This window comes from Bacillus cereus (genome assembly GCF_025917685.1).
Classification (GTDB): domain Bacteria; phylum Bacillota; class Bacilli; order Bacillales; family Bacillaceae_G; genus Bacillus_A; species Bacillus_A cereus_AT.
Genome location: NZ_CP089518.1, coordinates 4703036 through 4720901, shown reverse-complemented (window position 1 = coordinate 4720901; position 17866 = coordinate 4703036). Strand labels below are relative to the sequence as shown.

Below are 17866 nucleotides of genomic sequence, written 5' to 3'. Positions count from 1 at the left end.
TTGTTATAACCAGAGTTTTTTTATTAAAACGCACGATTAACAACGTCTTTAACTTCTTCAAGATATTGTTTACGCACACTATCATCCACAGAAGGAACACTCGTATAGAATGTATGCTCAATTGTTTCAATTCCTGTAAATTCAAAAATACCAACATCCGCTGTTTTCTTCATTGCGTCAAACATACCGCCTGCGGTGTATGCTTCTTTCGTATTTCCCATTGTAGATAATAATAATCCTTTTTTGCCGCTTAATAACTTTTCAATGCCATTCTCACCGTAAGCATAAGCAAAGCCGTGGCTAAATACACGGTCAACGTATCCCTTTAAAATAGCAGGAAGTCCTGCCCACCAAACTGGGTAAATGAATGTAATGCTATCAGCCCAAGAGATATGCTCTTGCTCTTCTTTAATATCTTCTGGTGTGTTTCCTTGAGAAAATGAGATGAAATCAGAAGCGCCTAATACTGGATTGAAGTTTAATTCGTATAGATCGCGAACGCGTACTTCATGACCTTTTCCTTCTAATTCACTTTTTACCGTTTCTAAAATCGCATGGTTGAAGCTTTCTGTATTTGGGTGTGCATAAACGATTACATGTTTCATTGTTCTTCCTCCTATTTGTGGATATGTGAATAACTTTTATGTATTCGTGTAACTATTATGGTTACTTTTTTTGCGCGAGTCAATTTTTCTGACATGAGAAATATTAGCATGTTACAAAAAAATACAAAAAAGTAGGAATTTTGCATTCTGAATAGAATATATAGATTGGTAAATAGAGAGAGAAGGGGATATCGGGATGAATATTATTGAAATGGAAAGGTTAGAGAAATTGACGGTGTAGAGGCGAGTGTAGGGAATGCTACCGATTTTACAGCAAGGCTTGTGAATTATAATTTTAAAAAAGCGAATCAAGAATGGTATGAATATGCGAGGAAAAATAATTTTGAACCTGATTTGATGGAAGTTGTGGGGAATGATATTGTCGCGTATCAAAAAATAACAAAGGCGAAAGTGATTGCAGGACAAAGTTTAAATAAGCCATTACAAGATGGTGAGGGAGTCGTTACGAAGGAAACGGCTAAAAATTTAGGGCTTCAGTTGCATGATACGATTGACGTACAAGGAAAAGGGAAAGAAAAACAAACAATTAAAGTTGTTTCGATTATTGAGCAAGGATTAAGGTTAAGAGGGTTAGATATTTTTGTAAATGAACAATGGGCTCGCGATAAGTTTCACGTACAAGGATATGAAGCAATTCAAATTATGACTAATTCTAATCAATCATTTGAAGCGATTAAGAAGCAAGTAAAACAAGTTACAAATAATAAAGAGAATGTAGAAGTTATAAACAGTTATGATTTATTGAAAGAACAAGAGCAGTTATTATCGCAAATGATGATGTTAATTCGCTTGTTAGTTGTAATTGTTTTCATTATTTCTGGTATAGGATTAATGAATGCGATTGTCGCAAGCTTACATGAAAGACGTGCTGAAATTAGTATGATTCGTGCGGTAGGGGCTATCCCGAAGCAAATGAGACGGATTGTTTTATTAGAGGGAACTTTACTTGGAGCGATAGCTGGTTGTATTGGCATTTTTGGTGGGATTTTGTTTAGTTATATTGTGTTATCAAGCTTAGAGTTAACGGTTATTATTATTCCGTATAATCAAGTTTTCATATTGGCCCTAGCTAGTGTGATACTTGGATCAGGGGCAGCAATGATTGCTTCATTACAATTAAGAAAGTTCAAATTAAGTGATACTTTAAAGGAGTTATCAGCATAAAAGATTGCTATACTCCGCTCATACAAAGAACAAAGAAGACGAATAAAATGATGACAATACCAATGCCGAAGTTAAATACAAGAGTACTATCCATATATGTAACCTCCTTGTTTGAAAGTAAAAAGCACTCTGGCTGGAGTGCTTTTTATTATCCGAATCTGTCGTAACGAACACCCTAGCGTATAGAAAGGGAATAATGCGTTTAAAGAGTTATATTAATTTATGTATTTATTTTATAAATGAGCAGGTCCTGCTCATTTATAGAAAAAAAGACACTCTTTTGAGTGTCTTTGATGATGACAAAATGTGCCAATTGCTTGAATTTGATAAGACGTTAATTTTCCGGTTAACGGTCTTTCTTAATCAAGAAGTGTAACAACAGCGATTCAAATAAAGCTTAACATTTTTTAAATGGGTGTGCGTATGCAATTATGCATATTGTAATTAGAGGGAAATTGAGTGTTGAAAATGAATGAGTAAATATATATAGAATATTTGATGAGGAGCGAGAGGAATGGAAATACATAAGTTAACAGAAGAAGAAGCGAATGAGATAAATATGTGGACGTATGAGGAACCGTACAATTTATATAGTTTTTCAGGAGAGGTTGAAGTAATAGAAGAGCTATTAGATGGGACGTATTACGGTTGTTGTGATGAGAAGGGAGAATTCATCGGCTATTTTTGTTTTGGAGAAAATGCGCAAGTTCCGGGCGGAAGAGATGCTAATTTATATAGGGGAGAAAATGTAGTAGATATCGGGCTTGGAATGAAGCCGGATTTAACAGGGAAAGGGATGGGGGAAATATTTTTTCAAGCGGGAATTGCATTTGCTGCTGAGGAATTAAATTCAAAAATGTTTCGACTAAGTGTAGCGACATTTAATAAAAGAGCAATTAGGTTATATAAAAACATTGGATTTCAAGTAGGACCTGTTTTTTTGAGCCGTGGAAGAGAGTTTATGCTTATGGAATACGAAAGGCCGTCAGTATAAAACTGACGGCCTAGACACTTTATCCCGCTATTTGCGGGCAGTAAGACTCCCACCTCAAAATTCGGCGGATGCGAGTCAGTTAGGCGGGAGATAACTGCCCGTAAAAGCCCGATTGGTGAAGGCTAATAATCAGTGGGGAATGGACAAAATCCCCACTGATTAAAGTTTCACTTTATTCCGAATGCTCAGCACGGTGCGCTAAACGACTTGAAGCAGCGGCAGCAATTCCGCCAACGATATCATCAAGGAAGGTATGCACCTTTCCAGATGATTTATCATTTAAGTATTCTAAAATACCCGGTTTTAATTTATCGATATATCCAAAGTTCGTGAAACCGATAGAACCGTACACGTTAACGATAGAAAGTGCGATAACTTCATCGATTCCATATAGTCCTTCATCGCGTTTTACGATATCTTGTAACGGTTGACTTAACATTCCCTTTTCAGCAAGGACATCAAGTTCAATGCCTGTAATAAGTGCGTTTTGTACTTCGCGTTTTGATAGTACACGCTCAACGTTATAGCGACATTCTGACATCTCTAAATTTGCATGGTATTTCTTTTGAAGAAAATGAACAAGTTCAGCAATATCGTCAATTGTTACACCGCGTTCTTGTAATAGTTGTAATGCTCTTTCTTGTAGTTGATTTGATTCTTTCATGTTTATCACCTTTTTTTCTTTTTAGTATTTGTATACGTTTCGTTGCTTTATCATGTGCATAGGAATGAAAGGCGAGCACAAGCTCATATATATAAAGAAAAACCATAGGTGGCGACTGCGATGATTCAGCATATTTATGAGCATTATCACATGCATGTTAAAGAATTAATCCCCCTTGGCCCCTATAAAAGCTTTTGGATTCGCAACAAAATTTATGTACTTGTTCCAATTGGAGAAATGGAGGAAGAAGTACTTGTAGAGATGAAAAAGCTCAGTGATTATATGAACCAGCAAGGGGATATAACTGTTGCGACTTTCGTTCCAACTATACACGGCTACTATGTAAGTGAGATAGAAGAAAAAAATTATTGCTTATTAAAAGGTATGCGTATGTTAGAGCGACATGCTACATCATTAGGAAGTGAGCTTTCTATATTCCATAAACGTGGTGCATTCTTTCCAGAAGAAGTTGAGCAATTAAGCCGCATTGGTGAATGGAAAGCATTATGGGAAAAAAGGCTCGATCAATTAGAAAAGTTTTGGCAATCGCAAGTGATGAACCATCCTTCAGACGTATTCGATCAATTGTTTATTGAATCCTTCCCGTATTACTTAGGAGTTGCAGAAAATGCAATTCAATATGTTGTCGATACAGAAATGGACGATACACCGCAAATAACTGACGCGGCAACAATTTGCCAAGAACGATTTACACCTTTATTATGGCATCAAACGAAGCGCTTAAAACTTCCTTTTGATTGGGTATATGACCACCCAAGTCGGGATATAGCAGAATGTATTCGCCATATGATGACAGAAAAAAAGAACGACTGGGAGCAAACGGTAGTTCAATTCATTACAGATTATGAACGTAATTATTCGCTATCCTCATTTGGTTGGCGCTTATTATTTGCAAGGATTCTGTTCCCACTCCAGTACTTTGAAACGGTTGAACGATATTATCAAACAGGAAACGAAGAACAAAAAAGCATATATAGAGATCGCTTAGAAGCCATTTTACACGATGTGAACCGCTCCGAGCAATTTATGAAGCATTTTTACGGGTCACTTCGTTTACCAGTTGATAAGCTTGGGATTAGAAAATTAGATTGGCTATCATAAAAGTATAAAAAAGAGACCGATTGAGGTCTCTTTTTTATACCACAATTGTATGTAATACATTATGCCCCTACCTGTTGATCTGCACATATATGTAAAATGAGTTGATGTTTTTCGATTTTCTCATTTACTTTACTCAATAATTCTTGTTGGATTTCTTTAAATAAAAATTGATAGCTCGCATTCCATGTTGGTATAACGGATGAAAGTTCTAATAAATACTCTTTTTTCTTTTCTAGTTCTTGAATTGTTAAAAAAGTGTTTCCCATTTTTGGCATGTGTCGTCCCCCTATGTTTTTTAATTTATATGTGTGAACGATTCACTATATAGTATCAATTATCGCATTTTTTGAGAAGGATTTCCAATTTTGTTTTATGATGTTAAAGCGGAATAGTTATGTGAATAAAAAAAGAGACCCATTTGGGTCTCTTTTTAGCAAGCGATTCTGAACGAGCCGCTTCCGCTTTTAATTAATATCTAGCTCCAGCGGCTAAAATGTTCGGTGGCTTCGCTTCTTCCGCCGAGGCAAAAAGCGCCTCTATGTCAGAAGCTCCATCCCCCTCACATTTTGAACGAGCCGCTTCCGCTTTTAATTAAAATACTTGTTCTACTTCAATAACGCCTGGTACTTCTTCAAGTAACGCGCGTTCGATACCAGCTTTTAGTGTGATTGTAGAACTTGGGCAGCTTCCGCATGCACCCATAAGGCGTAGTTTTACGATACCTTCTTCAATGTCTACTAATTCAACGTCTCCGCCATCGCGAAGTAAGAATGGACGTAATTTATCTAATACTTCTAATACTTGTTCTTGCATATGTGGGTTTTCCATTTTTATCGACTCCTTTCATCAGTTTTATTATAATCAAGATAGAGGGGAAAATCTATTTTTTCTCTTCTTGTTTTATTGTCGAAATATTGTATCGTGTGTACAACGTGTTTTTTCAGTATAGGGGTATGGAATAAGTTTGTAAAATGATGTGCTTATGTACTAAGACATCTGAATATGCTGTTGAAACAAGAAGTGGGGGAGAAGAAATGGTTAATGTTCAAGTGTATGGGACGAAAGTAATTTGTGCGAGCTGCGTTGGAATGCCATCTTCAACAGAAACGTTTGAATGGTTACAAGCGGCGATTGGTCGTAAATATGAAGGACAAGAAAATAAATTTAATTTCGAGTATATTGATTTTCAAGAAGAACAAGAGAATGAAGATAAAAAAGCATTCGCAGAGCGCGTAGTGGAGGAAGATCTATTTTATCCGGTCGTTCTTGTAAATGGTGAAATCGTTGGAGAAGGAAATCCTCGTTTGAAGGATGTTTACGAAGAAATCGAGAAATATTTATAAAGCATGAAGCCTTTGCGAATTTGCAAAGGCCTTTTTATATGGAGGGATAGATGTGGAGAACGGAATAAAGCAGGCTCTACCAGAAGAAGTAAAACAGTTAATGAATCAGTACATAGTAGAGTTAAAAGAAATTTTTTCGGATGAAAAAATAGTCGGGGTATACATTTACGGATCGATCGCGTTAGGAGCATTTCATATAGAAACGAGCGATGTTGATTTTGTTACGGTAATAAGTGATTCCGTAAATGAAGCTGAAAAACAACAAATTATAGAATTTCATAAAAAGCTTAGTAAAAGTACGTTAGGTAAAAGAATGGATGGTATGTATATTCCTCTTGCTGACTTAGGGAAATACAATGATGAAATGAATGAGTACGTGTATTGTGCAGACGGTAAGGCGAATATAGGTCATTGGGATATTAATGCGGTCACATGGTGGACATTGAAAAATCAAGGTATTACAGTTGCCGGGGGAGAAGCAGAAGACCTTTCGTTTCAAATACGATGGGACGATGTAGTAAATACGATGAAATACAACGTAGAACATTACTGGAGTGAAAAAGCGAAGCAGCCATATTTATTTTTCATAGAAGAATGGGTGGAATCAGCTGTCGTTACGATGGGACGTATTTTATATACACTGGATCATAAAACAATTGTCTCAAAAGATAGAGGATTACAATACTTATTAGAACGTTCAGCGAAAGAATGGGACCCTTTATTAAAAGAAGTAGAGAGAATACGGCATAATCCAAAAGAAAAGCGAATGCTCTCAAGGTGGAGAAGGGCAGATATGACGAAGAGGTACTTGCTGTGTTTGATTGAAGAGTGCAGGGAGAATTGGTAGGTGAATAGTAAAAGCATCCTTCATATACAAGGATGCTTTTGTTATTTTTATATAATAAAAAAACGCTTTACAAAGAATGAGAAGTCGAAAGATAATCCGGAATGTGGATAGTTTCATGTGAAACATTATGCAATAGATAGCTCTTTTTAATGTTTATAGGCTCTATTCTCGTCTGTAGAATACAATCGAATATTGAAATATTTTCTCTTATTTGTAATTGGTCCGTAATAAGCTGCGGGAGGCCGATAGGGTGAACTCCTATATTTATATAGAAGTCATCCCCAAACTGGCTTTTTTGTATATTGATAAGCTTGTAAAATCCATTATCAGCTTTGAAAAATGTATGTCTTTTTTTCTTAAAGCCGAGTGGTTTTAAAGTAGCATGTAAATTTGTAATGAAATCTCGCTCTTCTTTAAGATTAAGTTTATTCTTCATCATAATCGTAAGTAGTTAAGTTTTGTAAGAAACTTTCAAAGTTAGGTGCTAATTCGATAATTTCCTCAAACTCATTATCGATAAATATAACTGGAGGATTTTCAGCTACATTTCGATAGTCTAATGCAATCCATGTATGTCCGTCCCCAGATAAAAGTACGAGATTCTCAGGCATTTCCCACTCTTTAATTAAATAACGGCTCTCTAAAATACTAGAATCATTTTCATCAAAAGAAATGCCATATAAACCAGACACATTAACGTGATCGTCTGCCCAAGAATTTGGCTTTGGAGTAGGGTGAGCATCAAGGCGAAGCGTCCCCCCATTTTGTTCTTTTAGCAGGTTTATGTACGATTCTGGAAGCTTTACGTTTAGTACTTCTTCAGCTTTTTTTATTAGTTCGTCGTTAATCGGTGCTAATTTTAAATAGTCATCTTCTGTCCAAAGTGTAGTCTTCATATTGGTCACCTCAAATAATAGTTTTAAGAATCTTATTTCATATAGTATAGTTAGTTTGAATAATGAGCAATAGAAAGAGGGACTAAATATGGGTGTATTTGAATAATTTGATAATGTGAATTCTGAAAAAGATTTGTTGAAGTTTCTTGTATATCTCCAAAAGGATTTAAAAGAGAATAAAGATGAATGGGAGAACGTAGAGATAGAGACTTATTTAGAGGCATTCCATGGTTGGTTAGGTGCTTATGAAGGTGTTTATATAAATCAAGGGGAGAGGCTTCCAGAAAATATTCCATGGCAGTTTATCCCGCATTAACGGGCAGTAAGACCCCCTACATCAAAATTCAGTGAAAGCAAAGAAGTTAGGCGGGGGATCAACTGCTCATAAAAGCCCGATTGGTTCAACTAATAATCAGCGGGGATGAACAAAACCCCCACTGATTAAAGTTTCACTTTATCGCCCAAATGTTACTTGCGGCAGCTCATTATGAATAAAGCTAGATTCTTTAAGATAGAATGGAGAAGATATCATGATTAACCATAATAAAATTAAACAACTTTTAGCACATGTAGATCGTGCTGAGGATAATGAAATTGAGCTAGAGTATGAATTTGAACCAATGACGATAGAATTGTTTAATAGTGAAGAAATAGAAGAAGGGCAACTTGGTTATAGTTTTGATGAAGAAGGGCAAAGCTTAGCCGGGAATGAAGAAGGAGATTGGAAAGAAGGATGGATTGTAATTGGGATAGATTCGTATCTTGGAGATCCGATTTTTGTAGATAGTAACGATGAGAATTATCCAGTTTATACGGCTATGCACGGTGAGGGAGAATGGGAGAAAGAATGTATAACGGAACGTATAGAAGATGTTATTGAGAAAGTGCAGGGGAATGTGGGGTAAATAAACATAGTATTTCAACGTGATTAAGAGGGAGAAAATAATGAAAAAGTTTCAAATTGAACTAAATAAATTGCCAACAGAAAATACTGGAGAAATAGTACTTAGTATAGATGAAAGTATTGTGTTTCAAGAAAAAACAGACATAATAGACCCGATTTGTTGGTTGTTTGACGCTTGGGTTGAATTTTTTAAATATGATGATGCTGTGATTTTTTTGAATGAATATGAAAAAAAGGTGGAATTTAAGAAGAAGGATGGGGAATTTCTTATTCTTGATCAGAGAGGAAAGAAGTTAGCTAGTGTTGATAGTGAGCAATTTTTACGAGTAATCTTTGCGTTTCTTAAAAAGGAGATAGAGCAGATTTACGTAAGTGGGGTGGATTCTTTTCGAATTAAAGATGCTTATCATAGAATGTTAGAAATTGAACCATTTGTTTCTAAACTTGTAAATGGAAATGACACAATTATGTATCGAATTTATCATGCTACAAGTGATAAATATGAATTAAATTGGCAGTATGTAAAAGGAATAGAGGTTGAACCGATATTTACTCCGGTACTATCTCATAATGAGAAGAGTATCTTTTATGTGGAGGAAAATAACCACGAAATTCGTAAACTCGATAGTGAAACGAAAGAAGAGATTTGGCAGTGCAATCTTCCACTAGTAGAAGATTGTAATTGCATAACTGTGAATGGGGTCACAATTATTTGGCATGCGAATAGATTTGGAAAAAATATTGCGAAATTGTACGCTATTTCATCAAGTTCTGGAGAGTTTCTATGGAATTTAGAAATAGAAGGGCATATTATACAAGATGTAAAAACTACGAGGGAAGAATTACCACGTTTATTAGTTATTACACAGGAAGGCTACAATGTTTTATTAGAGCTTGAAAGTGGAGTGAAAGTATGGGAAAAGAATGTCCGAGTCGGAGGAGAAAAGTTGCAGTGCCATCTTGGCTCAGATTACTATGTGTTAGCAGGAAATCCTTTTGATGAAGATGGGGAAGTTGATGCATATAGTAACGTTGCAATTGCCATGCAATTATTAGACGCTTCTACACTATGGAAACAAATGATAGAAGATTGTTATCCGAATGATCCAGTTGTTTTAGACAATGAAAATTTTATATGTATAGCAGCAGATTTACTACGAAAATGGGAATATGGTAAAGAAGATTGTAACGTAATCTTTGAAAAAGTCCTTGATGAAGTAGAATACTCTTACATTGTATCAAAGGAATCAAAAATAGTAGTAACAAGAACTGAGTATAGATACGAAGGTGTAAGTACACAAATACAATGTTATGATCATAAGAACGGTCAAAAGTTATATGAAGTAAATGTACCTTCTGAAATTGAATTGCCTCCGTTTCTTATCGGAGAGATGATGGTATTATCCTTAGGAGAAGGCAGAATTTATGGTGTTCATATTCAAACGGGTAAAGTGATTTGGAGCCATACTACTCTACATGATATTGCAAGGGTTCTGTTATATAAAGATGGTGAAATTTACATTGCTACTTCAAATTTAGAATTAATAATACTTGATGCTGAATGTGGCGAAGTAAAAGATATTATTAAACTGCCTAAAAATGTAGTCGAAATAGATTTTATTGTATCGATTGAGGAAGTTAATGATAGATTATTCATTAGTTGTGTAAGTGGAAATATGTTTGAAATAGTAGAACGCTAATTTGTGAAGTCTCTTAAGTCGAGATTTTAGATTTGGCGATATTCCAATAGTATTTTATATATTCACTAAAAGTGATTCATTAACATCACTTTTAGTGAATATATAAAATAATTAACTTAGTGTATTAAAGATATGATATATGATCATTTTAATACATTTAGAAGTAAAATAAAATAATAAGTGGGTAATTGTCGGAATATATTCGATTTCCGTTCAATTTTATGAAATATATGCCCTTTTTGTTAGATTACTTCTTTTTATTTCTATAAAATAAATTGATGTAGAAATAAGAAAAGGATGATGTACGTGAAGGACACAGTTTTACAAGAAACAATTTCTCCACAAGAGTTACATAAAGTTGTTCAAAAGAATACAGCTTATTATGACTTTAAATGGGGCAAAGTAGAAAATCCAGCACAAGGGAATACATGGAATTGGGTAGCCTTTTTCTTCCCGTCTTTTTGGTTAGCTTATCGTAAAATGTATAAGTTATTTATTATACTTACGTTATTGGCGGTACCTACTTTAATTATAGCTACTTTTATTGATATACCGATGTGGATAGATTTTATCATATATGCTGGAACGATGCTGTTTACTGGGTGGCAAGGAAACCGATTATATTATAAGCATGTTATCCGTATTTTTCATAAGGAAGAGGATGTGCCTGAGTATAAGAAAGAGTATTATTTACAATCAAAAGGTGGCGCTCATATCGGGCTTATGATTGCTTTACAGGTGATAGTATTTGTATTCTTTGCAGGCGCTAGTTTCGGTTTAGCTTCTATACCAACTGAACCTAATATTAAAAACGTTGTTCGCTTAAGTCTTGAAGGAGAGGCTTTAGAGTCTATTACAGATAAACCAAATTGGAAGTATGTAAAGAAAGAACAAGATTATGATGTAGTAGAATTTACTGGTTATGATTATGAAGAAAAGAAAAATGTGAAAATTAAATTCGCTGTATATTTAAATGATGATTACTTTGAATGGCAAGAAGTGTATTTAAATAATAAAAAGTTGAGTGAAGAAGAAGCTGAAGAGTATCAAATCTATGTTGAAGAAAATATGTGGTTTTTCTAGAGAGAAACTCGTTCATTTTAAAAAGAAGAATCTTGTGAAGGTTCTTCTTTTTGTATATTAGAAAAGTAAATAATATTAGGAGGAAAAGGTAGTATGATGGATGTTCATTTTTATGATTGGGCTAAGAAACGTCCTAAAAAACATTATAATAGATTACATGAAATGAGAATTTTTGAATTGATTTTTTCAAAGAGATTAAGTAGGTTGGATCTTGGATTAGGAACTGTAGAAAATATAGATATATATTGCCTAGCAAACCCTAATAAAGATGTTTCTTATGAACTACACGAGACCCTGGGTGAAATTTGTATATTCGTACCTTATGATTATATGCAATTTTTAAATCTGGAATCAGTTGAGGAGAAATATAAGCATTTTTGTGAGTTGGTTCACCTCTATGTCGTACCAGCTATTGAAAAGTATTCAAAAATATCAATAGAAATGATTAAAGAGCATGTGAACGAAGCGCTTCAAGAAATAGAGAAAGAGAATTATGAGATTGTATTTTTAGTGGATAAAACACCGAAGAAGAGCCCAAGCCGAAAGAAAACGGCCATATTAAAAGGAATTCATCGTTCGGAAGGATTTCAGCTAATGTGTGAAGTGTATAACGATAAAGGACTAAGAGTGGTAAATAAATTACTCGTAGAAGAAGTAGGGAATGAAGTAGTCTATTCTAGATTTTTAGGCAAACTAAAATGGGAAAATGAGCACTTAATAGTAGTGAAATCTAAGACGAGCAGCTGGATGGAAGAAGTACATGTCGAGTAAGTTAATTAACGAAAAATGTGAATACAAAACGCCATACTGATTGAACTTTTGTAAAATACAATAAAAAATGAGAATTTGAGGTAGGCTTGTCAATAACGTGAGACTATGGCAGTATAAAGAAATGCTATACAAATTTTATTTATCGAGATGTAAACATCACATTTGATTTTTACGTATAAATAATGAACGGAGGAAATGAATTTATGGCTACTTTACCAAATTGTCCAAAATGTAATTCAGAATATACGTATGAGGATGGCGTTCTTTTCGTATGTCCAGAATGTGCTCATGAGTGGGGCCAAGAAGCAGAAGCTGAAAATAATGATGGTGCAAAAGTTGTAAAAGATGCGAACGGAAACGTTCTTCAAGACGGCGATGCTGTTACTGTCATTAAAGATTTAAAGGTAAAAGGAACTTCTTCAGTTGTAAAGATTGGTACGAAAGTAAAGAGTATTCGTCTAGTTGAAGGAGATCACGATATTGATTGCAAAATCGACGGTTTCGGAGCTATGAAGTTAAAATCACAGTTCGTTAAGAAGGCGTAAGATTAGCAAAGAAAAAAGACGCTCTGTAAGTAACTTGCAGAGCGTCTTTTTTATGATTGTACTTCAACTTCTTTCAACTGACACCGCTTATTAAAGAACGTTTTATACCCAAGTTGTAAGAAGATAATAACAGAGAAAGCTGTACTTCCAGAAATGCCAAGTATAATCGCAATTTGATATTGAATCGCTGTAAACGGTGATACACCGGATAAAATTTGACCAGTCATCATGCCTGGAAGACTTATAATCCCCATTCCAACCATAGAATTGATTGTCGGTAAAATAGCAGAATCGAAAGCGTCCCGTATGAGCGGGGCGGCTGCTTGTTTTGGAGTTGCCCCAAGCATAAGTGCACCTTCAATATGGTCTCTTTGTGATTTCATGCTGCTTAAAAAGGTATTTGCCCCGAGGCAAATGCCTGTCATAGCGTTACCGATTAGCATACCGGCAATAGGAACGATATACTGCGGAGCATACCAAGGATCGTGTCCAATAATGACAAAGATAAATAGTAGAAGAGGGCCAATTGATCCAGCAATCATGGAGAGGGCAGCTACTCGTTTTAATTCTTTTGACATTGGAATATTAACTCGTTTATAAATATTGAAAATCGCAAATGTAGTAATAGAAGTAATGAGAGCTATTGTATAAAACGGATTACTATTTTCAAATATGTATGTAAGGACATATGCGACTAGTACGAGCTGAATCGTCATACGTAATGTAGCAATTGTAATTTGTTTCTCACGCGGTATTCCTTTTAATTTCACAAGCCCGATTAAAATAAGGATGAAAATATATGCAGCTGCAAGTTGCCAAATTTGTAGTTCAATAACGCCCTTCAATTGATAGCACTTCCTTTCTAGTTGCACCGTTTGTTTTACTAATTTCAATAATATCGTCTGCGATTTCTTCTGGAAGTTGTTGCGAGTGCGTGATGAAGATAACTGTTTTTTTCTTTTGTCTTGCCAGTAGAGTGAATTGTTTCATAACGCGTCGTTCTGTATCACTATCTAGTGCCGAAGTTGGTTCATCTAATAAATAGACGGGTGGATCCATTAGTACAATACGAGCGAAAGCAAGTCTTTGTTTTTCACCGCCTGATAAAGAAGAGGCGCTATCTTCTAATTTTTTATCTAGGCTAACAGTCGTTAATGCGTCCCGCAGGGCATCGTCATTTGGAAATGGCTTTTCAGAAAGGCGCAGTCCCATTAATAAATTATCTTTAATTGTTCCATCAAAAATAGGCGGAGTTTGTCCGAGCATGACAACTTCACGTCGTAATTGAATGGGAGGATAATCTAAAATAGATTTTCCATTATATTCAATTGTTCCAGATGTTGGTGATTGTAAATCATTTAACATACGAAGTAGTGTGCTTTTGCCACTACCACTTTCACCGATAATACAAGTAGTTTTTTCTTTTTGAATCTGTAAATAAGGAATGTGTAGAATATCTTTATATTTGATGTCTTTTAATATAAACATAAATTGCTCCTTTCTAATTCTAGTTATATCGTATCAAAAAGAAAGAAAAATAGAAAAATAAAGTCTATTCAGAGGGAGTCTCTTTTTTCTTTGTTTGCAGGATTAGAGCATTTTGAGACGGAAGTATTTAGTTTCGTTAATAAGTTTAGTAAACGATCTAAGTCTTGACTGAGAGAAATGACTTTATCGTGAGTAAATCCATACTTTTCAACGAGGTGGATTAATTCCCTCTTTTTCACTTCTATTCGATTATTTAGCTTTGTTAAGTTCATAAGTGAAATGAAATGTCTCCTATTACGTGTAGTACTTATAGCATAAAAAATAAGACCGAACGTATTCGGTCCTAAAGAAAATAATAAAATGAAATAACTATTACATATAGTATACACTTTTAATCTGTAATTTTTAATATTGAAATAGAAGGATTTTATGAATCTATATTGAGAAAGTTATTTTTAAAAAAATGAATAGAAAAAGGCTGTCTACATAGTAGAAAGCCTTTAAAGTATTAACCGTTATGATATTTGTACATCCAAAGAAGACCGGATTTTAATAATCTCGGTACACGCCCCATTAATGGTTGGTTTGCTAGTAAACCAAATCCGTGTTTTTTGCCGAGAGAACCGAGAACGCCTTTTAATTTAATAACAGGTAGTTCATCAGGGAGTGGTTCATTGTTCCAACGTTTTAATAATATTTGGACAATTTGTTCTCCTTGACCTTCAGCAAGTTGAGCAGATGGTGCATGTGGAAGTGCTGCACAATCTCCTACAACATAAACGTGCTCGTCATTTGGAATATTGTGATATTTTGTTAAAACAACCCGTCCGCTACCATCTTGTTCAACCGGAAGGTTTCGAACAACTTCATTGGCTTGAATACCAGCTGTCCAGACGATTGCATCACATTCAAGAGGTTCATCGTGGTTGTACACAATATTTGGTTCGACTTTGGTAATATTAGAGTTTCGTATAATGGTAACGTTATGTTTTATAAACCATTCTTCTACATATCTACTTAATTTCTCTGGATATGGGAATAAAATTCTATCTTTTCTATCAAATAAATAGATTTTTAAATCAGAACGGCTCTCACGAAGTTCACTCGCTACTTCAACGCCACTTAAGCCAGCACCAACGACAGCAACTGTTGCATTTGGTTCTAGACTATTTAATTGTTCATATGTCTTACGTGTTTGTTCAATCGATTGTAGACTGTGTGTATATTCCTTCGCCCCAGGAACGTTATGATATTTATCTTCACAGCCAAGTCCGATAATTAAATCATCATATTGGACTGCTTCGCCGCCATCAAGATGAACAGCTTTTTCTTCGAGATCAATATTTGTTATTGTGCCGTATTGAATATTGAGGCGTGGGTGCTCAGGAAACGGTATGCGAATATGCGTTTCTGAAATTGTACCCGCTACTAATGCATAATATTCAGTTTTGAAACAATGGTATGGTACTTTGTCGATTAATGTCACTTGTACATCATCTGGAAGTTGGTTGCTTGGAAGTAGCCGCTGCAGAATTCTCATTCCACCGTAGCCACCACCTAGTATTACGAGGTGTTTCATGATGGATTACCCCTTTTCTGTTGAAATATCCCCTAATCCTAAAATTTTATATTAATAAAATATTTTGACTTTACTCAATCAAATTATATCGAATTTGTGAACAAATAACAATGCATGAATGAATACTCTGTTGTACAATAAGAAGAAAAGTAAAGTAAACTGTTTTCTTTTTCTAGTTACTATTTCATTATGAAGGCCGAAAAGCGGTGTCGTGAATATATTTATATAGATAAGAATATTTTCTTTGAAGTGAAATAGTGAAGGAATTGAATAGTTTAGTAAATGTAACGAAAACAACAAGAAACAGCTTAGTTTTCTTCTTATAGATGAAGTCAGAAGGTAATTTGTTTTGTAGTACAGGGGGGAGAATTTTGATTAAACCGTTAATTGAATTTTGTGTAGGTAACCTTGCGAGTGGTTCACAAGCAGCTTTAGAGAAATTAGAAAAAGATCCGAATTTAGATGTAATGGAGTATGGTTGTTTAGGATATTGTGGTATTTGTTTTGAAGGACCATTTGCCCTTGTGAATGGTGAAGTAGTACAAGGTGCGACAGTAGAAGAACTTGTTAATAATGTATATGATTATTTGGATGAAAATCCAATGTTTTAAGGTGTTGCGAATCGGCAACACCTTTTTCATTAGATAAAAGGTTATTTCGCAGGGGAGGATAATACGGAATATAAATAAAAAAAGGCCCTTTTAGAAGGGCTTTTTTCTTACACGATTTGTGTAAGAATGACTTATCGCCAAAACGTTGTCAAATATGAGAAACGGGGGACATTCATATTGTGTTCTAAAAGCATGCATTTTATACTTGAAATAATAAATTATTTTTGGAGTGAATAAAAATGAGCCAATTTTCTTTTACAAAAATGCATGGTCTTGGCAATAGTTATATATATGTAAATATGTTTGAGGAACAAATTAGAGAAGAAGATTTAGCTCTTGTAGCAGAAAAGGTTTCGAATATTAATACTGGTATTGGTGCGGATGGAATGATTTTAATTTGTCCTTCTGATGTGGCACCAGTAAAAATGCGTATGTTTAATAACGATGGTTCAGAAGGAAAGAGCTGTGGAAATGGTTTACGCTGCGTAGCGAAATATGCGTATGAGCATAAACTAGTAGAAGATACAGTTTTCACAATTGAAACGTTAGCTGGTATCGTTACGGCAGAAGTAACGGTAGAAGATGACAAAGTTACGTTAGCGAAAATCGACATGGGGGCACCTCGTTTAACACGCGAAGAGATACCGATGCTGGGTGAAGGAGAAACACCATTTATTCGTGAAAACTTCTTATACAATAATCACCGTTATGCATTTACAGCTGTTTCAATGGGGAATCCACATGCGGTTATTTTTGTTGATGATGTAGAAAAAGCGCCTCTTACAACGTTAGGGCCAGTTCTTGAGACGCATGAAATGTTCCCGGAGCGAGTGAATGTTGAGTTCATCGAGATTTTGAATGATGAAGAAATGAATTTCCGCGTTTGGGAACGTGGATCTGGTGTAACGCAAGCTTGCGGGACAGGAGCATGCGCAGCTGTAGTTGCGGCGATTCTCAATGGAAAAATGGAACGTGGTAAAGAAATTACAGTGCACTTAGCAGGTGGCGATTTAATGATTGCATGGACAGAAGAAGGGAATGTGTTAATGAAAGGACCTGCGGAAGTAATTTGCCGCGGAGTGTATGAGTACAAGATAGAAGCGTAAAGATGTATAATAGAACGAGAACAGAAAGGATGGTGTATTTCATGATTGAAGTAACAGAACAAGCAGCTTTTCAAATTAAAGATATGTTAAAAGATGCTGAAGATGGAGAGAAGTACGTGCGCCTTGCTGTACATGGCGGCGGATGTAGTGGTCTTTCTTACGGCCTAGGATTTGAAGTAGAACCAAACGAAGACGACACAGTTCTTGAATTTTTCGGTGTTGAATTTGTTATTGATAAAGAAAGTGCTCCAATTGTTAAAGGAGTAAAAGTTGATTATAAACAATCTATGCTTGGCGGTGGGTTTACAATCGATAATCCAAACGCAATCGCATCATGCGGATGTGGATCATCTTTCCGTACAGCTTCGAATGCTGGTAAGCCAGAAGAGTGCTAAATTTTTGGCCGAAATAGAAAAAGACCTT

General features: G+C 35.2%; 22 protein-coding genes and 2 pseudogenes. 14 read left to right on the top strand and 10 right to left on the bottom strand.

Annotation, left to right across the window (positions count from 1 at the left end; all coding sequences use genetic code 11):
* Nucleotides 1-23: 23 nt before the first annotated feature.
* Nucleotides 24-605, bottom strand: a complete 582-nt coding sequence (locus tag LUS72_RS24685) for an NAD(P)H-dependent oxidoreductase (protein WP_000683439.1) — start codon at nt 603-605, stop codon at nt 24-26.
* 216 nt (nt 606-821) lie between these two features.
* Here LUS72_RS24685 and LUS72_RS24680 point away from each other — a divergent pair.
* Nucleotides 822-1790, top strand: a pseudogene (locus LUS72_RS24680) (ABC transporter permease); the annotation flags it as partial.
* 514 nt (nt 1791-2304) lie between these two features.
* Nucleotides 2305-2784 (top strand): GNAT family N-acetyltransferase, encoded by a 480-nt coding sequence (locus tag LUS72_RS24675; RefSeq protein WP_097832203.1) that lies wholly within the window; start codon nt 2305-2307, stop codon nt 2782-2784.
* Nucleotides 2785-2956: 172 nt separating this feature from the next.
* Here the strand turns inward: LUS72_RS24675 and LUS72_RS24670 are convergent, their stop codons facing one another.
* On the bottom strand, nt 2957-3448 hold the full coding sequence (locus tag LUS72_RS24670) for a phosphatidylglycerophosphatase A family protein (protein WP_044740520.1): 492 nt from the start codon (nt 3446-3448) through the stop codon (nt 2957-2959).
* A 120-nt stretch (nt 3449-3568) separates the two neighbouring features.
* Here LUS72_RS24670 and yutH point away from each other — a divergent pair, with 120 nt between their 5' ends.
* Entirely contained in the window at nt 3569-4570 is a 1002-nt protein-coding gene (gene yutH / locus LUS72_RS24665) for a spore coat putative kinase YutH (protein ID WP_097832204.1), read from the top strand.
* 59 nt (nt 4571-4629) lie between these two features.
* Here yutH and LUS72_RS24660 read toward each other — a convergent pair whose 3' ends face one another.
* Both LUS72_RS24660 and LUS72_RS24655 read right to left on the bottom strand, forming a co-directional pair.
* The gene (locus LUS72_RS24660) at nt 4630-4845 is read right to left on the bottom strand and encodes a carbonic anhydrase (protein WP_097832205.1); all 216 of its coding nucleotides are present in this window, start codon (nt 4843-4845) and stop codon (nt 4630-4632) included.
* 316 nt (nt 4846-5161) lie between these two features.
* Nucleotides 5162-5398, bottom strand: a complete 237-nt coding sequence (locus tag LUS72_RS24655) for a NifU family protein (RefSeq protein ID WP_000431159.1) — start codon at nt 5396-5398, stop codon at nt 5162-5164.
* A 206-nt stretch (nt 5399-5604) separates the two neighbouring features.
* Here LUS72_RS24655 and LUS72_RS24650 point away from each other — a divergent pair, with 206 nt between their 5' ends.
* Both LUS72_RS24650 and LUS72_RS24645 read left to right on the top strand, forming a co-directional pair.
* Nucleotides 5605-5913, top strand: coding sequence for a YuzD family protein (locus LUS72_RS24650; protein ID WP_000248596.1), 309 nt, complete (start codon nt 5605-5607; stop codon nt 5911-5913).
* 46 nt (nt 5914-5959) lie between these two features.
* Nucleotides 5960-6760: a nucleotidyltransferase domain-containing protein gene (locus LUS72_RS24645; RefSeq protein WP_240523228.1), complete on the top strand. Its 801-nt coding sequence runs from the start codon at nt 5960-5962 to the stop codon at nt 6758-6760.
* Between the two features lie 82 nt (nt 6761-6842).
* Here the strand turns inward: LUS72_RS24645 and LUS72_RS24640 are convergent.
* A pseudogene (locus LUS72_RS24640) lies at nt 6843-7199 on the bottom strand (DUF4304 domain-containing protein); the annotation flags it as partial.
* A complete protein-coding gene (locus LUS72_RS24635) occupies nt 7186-7656 on the bottom strand; it encodes an SMI1/KNR4 family protein (RefSeq protein WP_097832208.1) in 471 nt (156 codons plus the stop codon). The pseudogene LUS72_RS24640 and the gene LUS72_RS24635, both read right to left, overlap by 14 nt.
* Before the next feature lie 115 nt (nt 7657-7771).
* Here LUS72_RS24635 and LUS72_RS24630 point away from each other — a divergent pair, with 115 nt between their 5' ends.
* From LUS72_RS24630 to phnA, 6 genes are all read left to right on the top strand, one after another.
* A complete protein-coding gene (locus LUS72_RS24630; protein ID WP_264448385.1) occupies nt 7772-7972 on the top strand; it encodes a DUF7660 family protein in 201 nt (66 codons plus the stop codon).
* 214 nt (nt 7973-8186) lie between these two features.
* A complete protein-coding gene (locus tag LUS72_RS24625) occupies nt 8187-8561 on the top strand; it encodes a hypothetical protein (RefSeq protein WP_097832209.1) in 375 nt (124 codons plus the stop codon).
* 40 nt (nt 8562-8601) lie between these two features.
* Entirely contained in the window at nt 8602-10260 is a 1659-nt protein-coding gene (locus LUS72_RS24620) for a PQQ-like beta-propeller repeat protein (protein ID WP_264448384.1), read from the top strand.
* Nucleotides 10261-10560: 300 nt separating this feature from the next.
* The gene (locus LUS72_RS24615) at nt 10561-11343 is read left to right on the top strand and encodes a DUF2628 domain-containing protein (protein WP_097832211.1); all 783 of its coding nucleotides are present in this window, start codon (nt 10561-10563) and stop codon (nt 11341-11343) included.
* Between the two features lie 93 nt (nt 11344-11436).
* A complete protein-coding gene (locus LUS72_RS24610) occupies nt 11437-12114 on the top strand; it encodes a hypothetical protein (RefSeq protein ID WP_264448383.1) in 678 nt (225 codons plus the stop codon).
* Nucleotides 12115-12317: 203 nt separating this feature from the next.
* On the top strand, nt 12318-12659 hold the full coding sequence (gene phnA / locus LUS72_RS24605) for an alkylphosphonate utilization operon protein PhnA (RefSeq protein WP_002174031.1): 342 nt from the start codon (nt 12318-12320) through the stop codon (nt 12657-12659).
* A 50-nt stretch (nt 12660-12709) separates the two neighbouring features.
* Here phnA and LUS72_RS24600 read toward each other — a convergent pair whose 3' ends face one another.
* The 4 genes from LUS72_RS24600 to LUS72_RS24585 all read right to left on the bottom strand — a co-directional run bounded on the left by LUS72_RS24600 (nt 12710) and on the right by LUS72_RS24585 (nt 15726).
* Nucleotides 12710-13504 (bottom strand): ABC transporter permease, encoded by a 795-nt coding sequence (locus LUS72_RS24600; RefSeq protein ID WP_097809355.1) that lies wholly within the window; start codon nt 13502-13504, stop codon nt 12710-12712.
* Nucleotides 13488-14147 (bottom strand): ABC transporter ATP-binding protein, encoded by a 660-nt coding sequence (locus LUS72_RS24595; RefSeq protein WP_264448382.1) that lies wholly within the window; start codon nt 14145-14147, stop codon nt 13488-13490. Before LUS72_RS24595 ends, LUS72_RS24600 begins: the two co-directional genes overlap by 17 nt.
* A 68-nt stretch (nt 14148-14215) precedes the next feature.
* Complete coding sequence (locus tag LUS72_RS24590) at nt 14216-14419, bottom strand: aspartyl-phosphate phosphatase Spo0E family protein (protein ID WP_097832215.1); 204 nt, start codon at nt 14417-14419, stop codon at nt 14216-14218.
* A gap of 236 nt (nt 14420-14655) precedes the next feature.
* On the bottom strand, nt 14656-15726 hold the full coding sequence (locus tag LUS72_RS24585) for an NAD(P)/FAD-dependent oxidoreductase (RefSeq protein ID WP_097832216.1): 1071 nt from the start codon (nt 15724-15726) through the stop codon (nt 14656-14658).
* A gap of 371 nt (nt 15727-16097) precedes the next feature.
* Between LUS72_RS24585 and LUS72_RS24580 the strand changes: the two genes are divergently transcribed.
* The 3 genes from LUS72_RS24580 to LUS72_RS24570 all read left to right on the top strand — a co-directional run bounded on the left by LUS72_RS24580 (nt 16098) and on the right by LUS72_RS24570 (nt 17838).
* Nucleotides 16098-16337, top strand: a complete 240-nt coding sequence (locus tag LUS72_RS24580; RefSeq protein ID WP_000595025.1) for a YuzB family protein — start codon at nt 16098-16100, stop codon at nt 16335-16337.
* Between the two features lie 239 nt (nt 16338-16576).
* Nucleotides 16577-17443 (top strand): diaminopimelate epimerase, encoded by an 867-nt coding sequence (gene dapF, locus LUS72_RS24575; RefSeq protein WP_097832217.1) that lies wholly within the window; start codon nt 16577-16579, stop codon nt 17441-17443.
* Nucleotides 17444-17484: 41 nt separating this feature from the next.
* Nucleotides 17485-17838: a HesB/IscA family protein gene (locus LUS72_RS24570; protein WP_097832218.1), complete on the top strand. Its 354-nt coding sequence runs from the start codon at nt 17485-17487 to the stop codon at nt 17836-17838.
* Nucleotides 17839-17866: the final 28 nt, after the last annotated feature.

What these genes read in the sequence shown, in the direction of transcription:
- LUS72_RS24620 (WP_264448384.1), top strand. Translation starts at nt 8,602, where the DNA reads ATGAAAAAGTTTCAAATTGAACTAAATAAATTGCCAACAGAAAATACT.
- LUS72_RS24595 (WP_264448382.1), bottom strand. Translation starts at nt 14,147, where the DNA reads ATGTTTATATTAAAAGACATCAAATATAAAGATATTCTACACATTCCT.
- phnA (WP_002174031.1), top strand. Translation starts at nt 12,318, where the DNA reads ATGGCTACTTTACCAAATTGTCCAAAATGTAATTCAGAATATACGTAT.
- dapF (WP_097832217.1), top strand. Translation starts at nt 16,577, where the DNA reads ATGAGCCAATTTTCTTTTACAAAAATGCATGGTCTTGGCAATAGTTAT.
- LUS72_RS24625 (WP_097832209.1), top strand. Translation starts at nt 8,187, where the DNA reads ATGATTAACCATAATAAAATTAAACAACTTTTAGCACATGTAGATCGT.
- LUS72_RS24590 (WP_097832215.1), bottom strand. Translation starts at nt 14,419, where the DNA reads ATGAACTTAACAAAGCTAAATAATCGAATAGAAGTGAAAAAGAGGGAA.
- LUS72_RS24585 (WP_097832216.1), bottom strand. Translation starts at nt 15,726, where the DNA reads ATGAAACACCTCGTAATACTAGGTGGTGGCTACGGTGGAATGAGAATT.
- LUS72_RS24570 (WP_097832218.1), top strand. Translation starts at nt 17,485, where the DNA reads ATGATTGAAGTAACAGAACAAGCAGCTTTTCAAATTAAAGATATGTTA.
- LUS72_RS24650 (WP_000248596.1), top strand. Translation starts at nt 5,605, where the DNA reads ATGGTTAATGTTCAAGTGTATGGGACGAAAGTAATTTGTGCGAGCTGC.
- LUS72_RS24610 (WP_264448383.1), top strand. Translation starts at nt 11,437, where the DNA reads ATGATGGATGTTCATTTTTATGATTGGGCTAAGAAACGTCCTAAAAAA.
- LUS72_RS24655 (WP_000431159.1), bottom strand. Translation starts at nt 5,398, where the DNA reads ATGGAAAACCCACATATGCAAGAACAAGTATTAGAAGTATTAGATAAA.
- LUS72_RS24670 (WP_044740520.1), bottom strand. Translation starts at nt 3,448, where the DNA reads ATGAAAGAATCAAATCAACTACAAGAAAGAGCATTACAACTATTACAA.
- LUS72_RS24660 (WP_097832205.1), bottom strand. Translation starts at nt 4,845, where the DNA reads ATGCCAAAAATGGGAAACACTTTTTTAACAATTCAAGAACTAGAAAAG.
- LUS72_RS24675 (WP_097832203.1), top strand. Translation starts at nt 2,305, where the DNA reads ATGGAAATACATAAGTTAACAGAAGAAGAAGCGAATGAGATAAATATG.
- yutH (WP_097832204.1), top strand. Translation starts at nt 3,569, where the DNA reads ATGATTCAGCATATTTATGAGCATTATCACATGCATGTTAAAGAATTA.
- LUS72_RS24615 (WP_097832211.1), top strand. Translation starts at nt 10,561, where the DNA reads ATGTACGTGAAGGACACAGTTTTACAAGAAACAATTTCTCCACAAGAG.
- LUS72_RS24685 (WP_000683439.1), bottom strand. Translation starts at nt 605, where the DNA reads ATGAAACATGTAATCGTTTATGCACACCCAAATACAGAAAGCTTCAAC.
- LUS72_RS24635 (WP_097832208.1), bottom strand. Translation starts at nt 7,656, where the DNA reads ATGAAGACTACACTTTGGACAGAAGATGACTATTTAAAATTAGCACCG.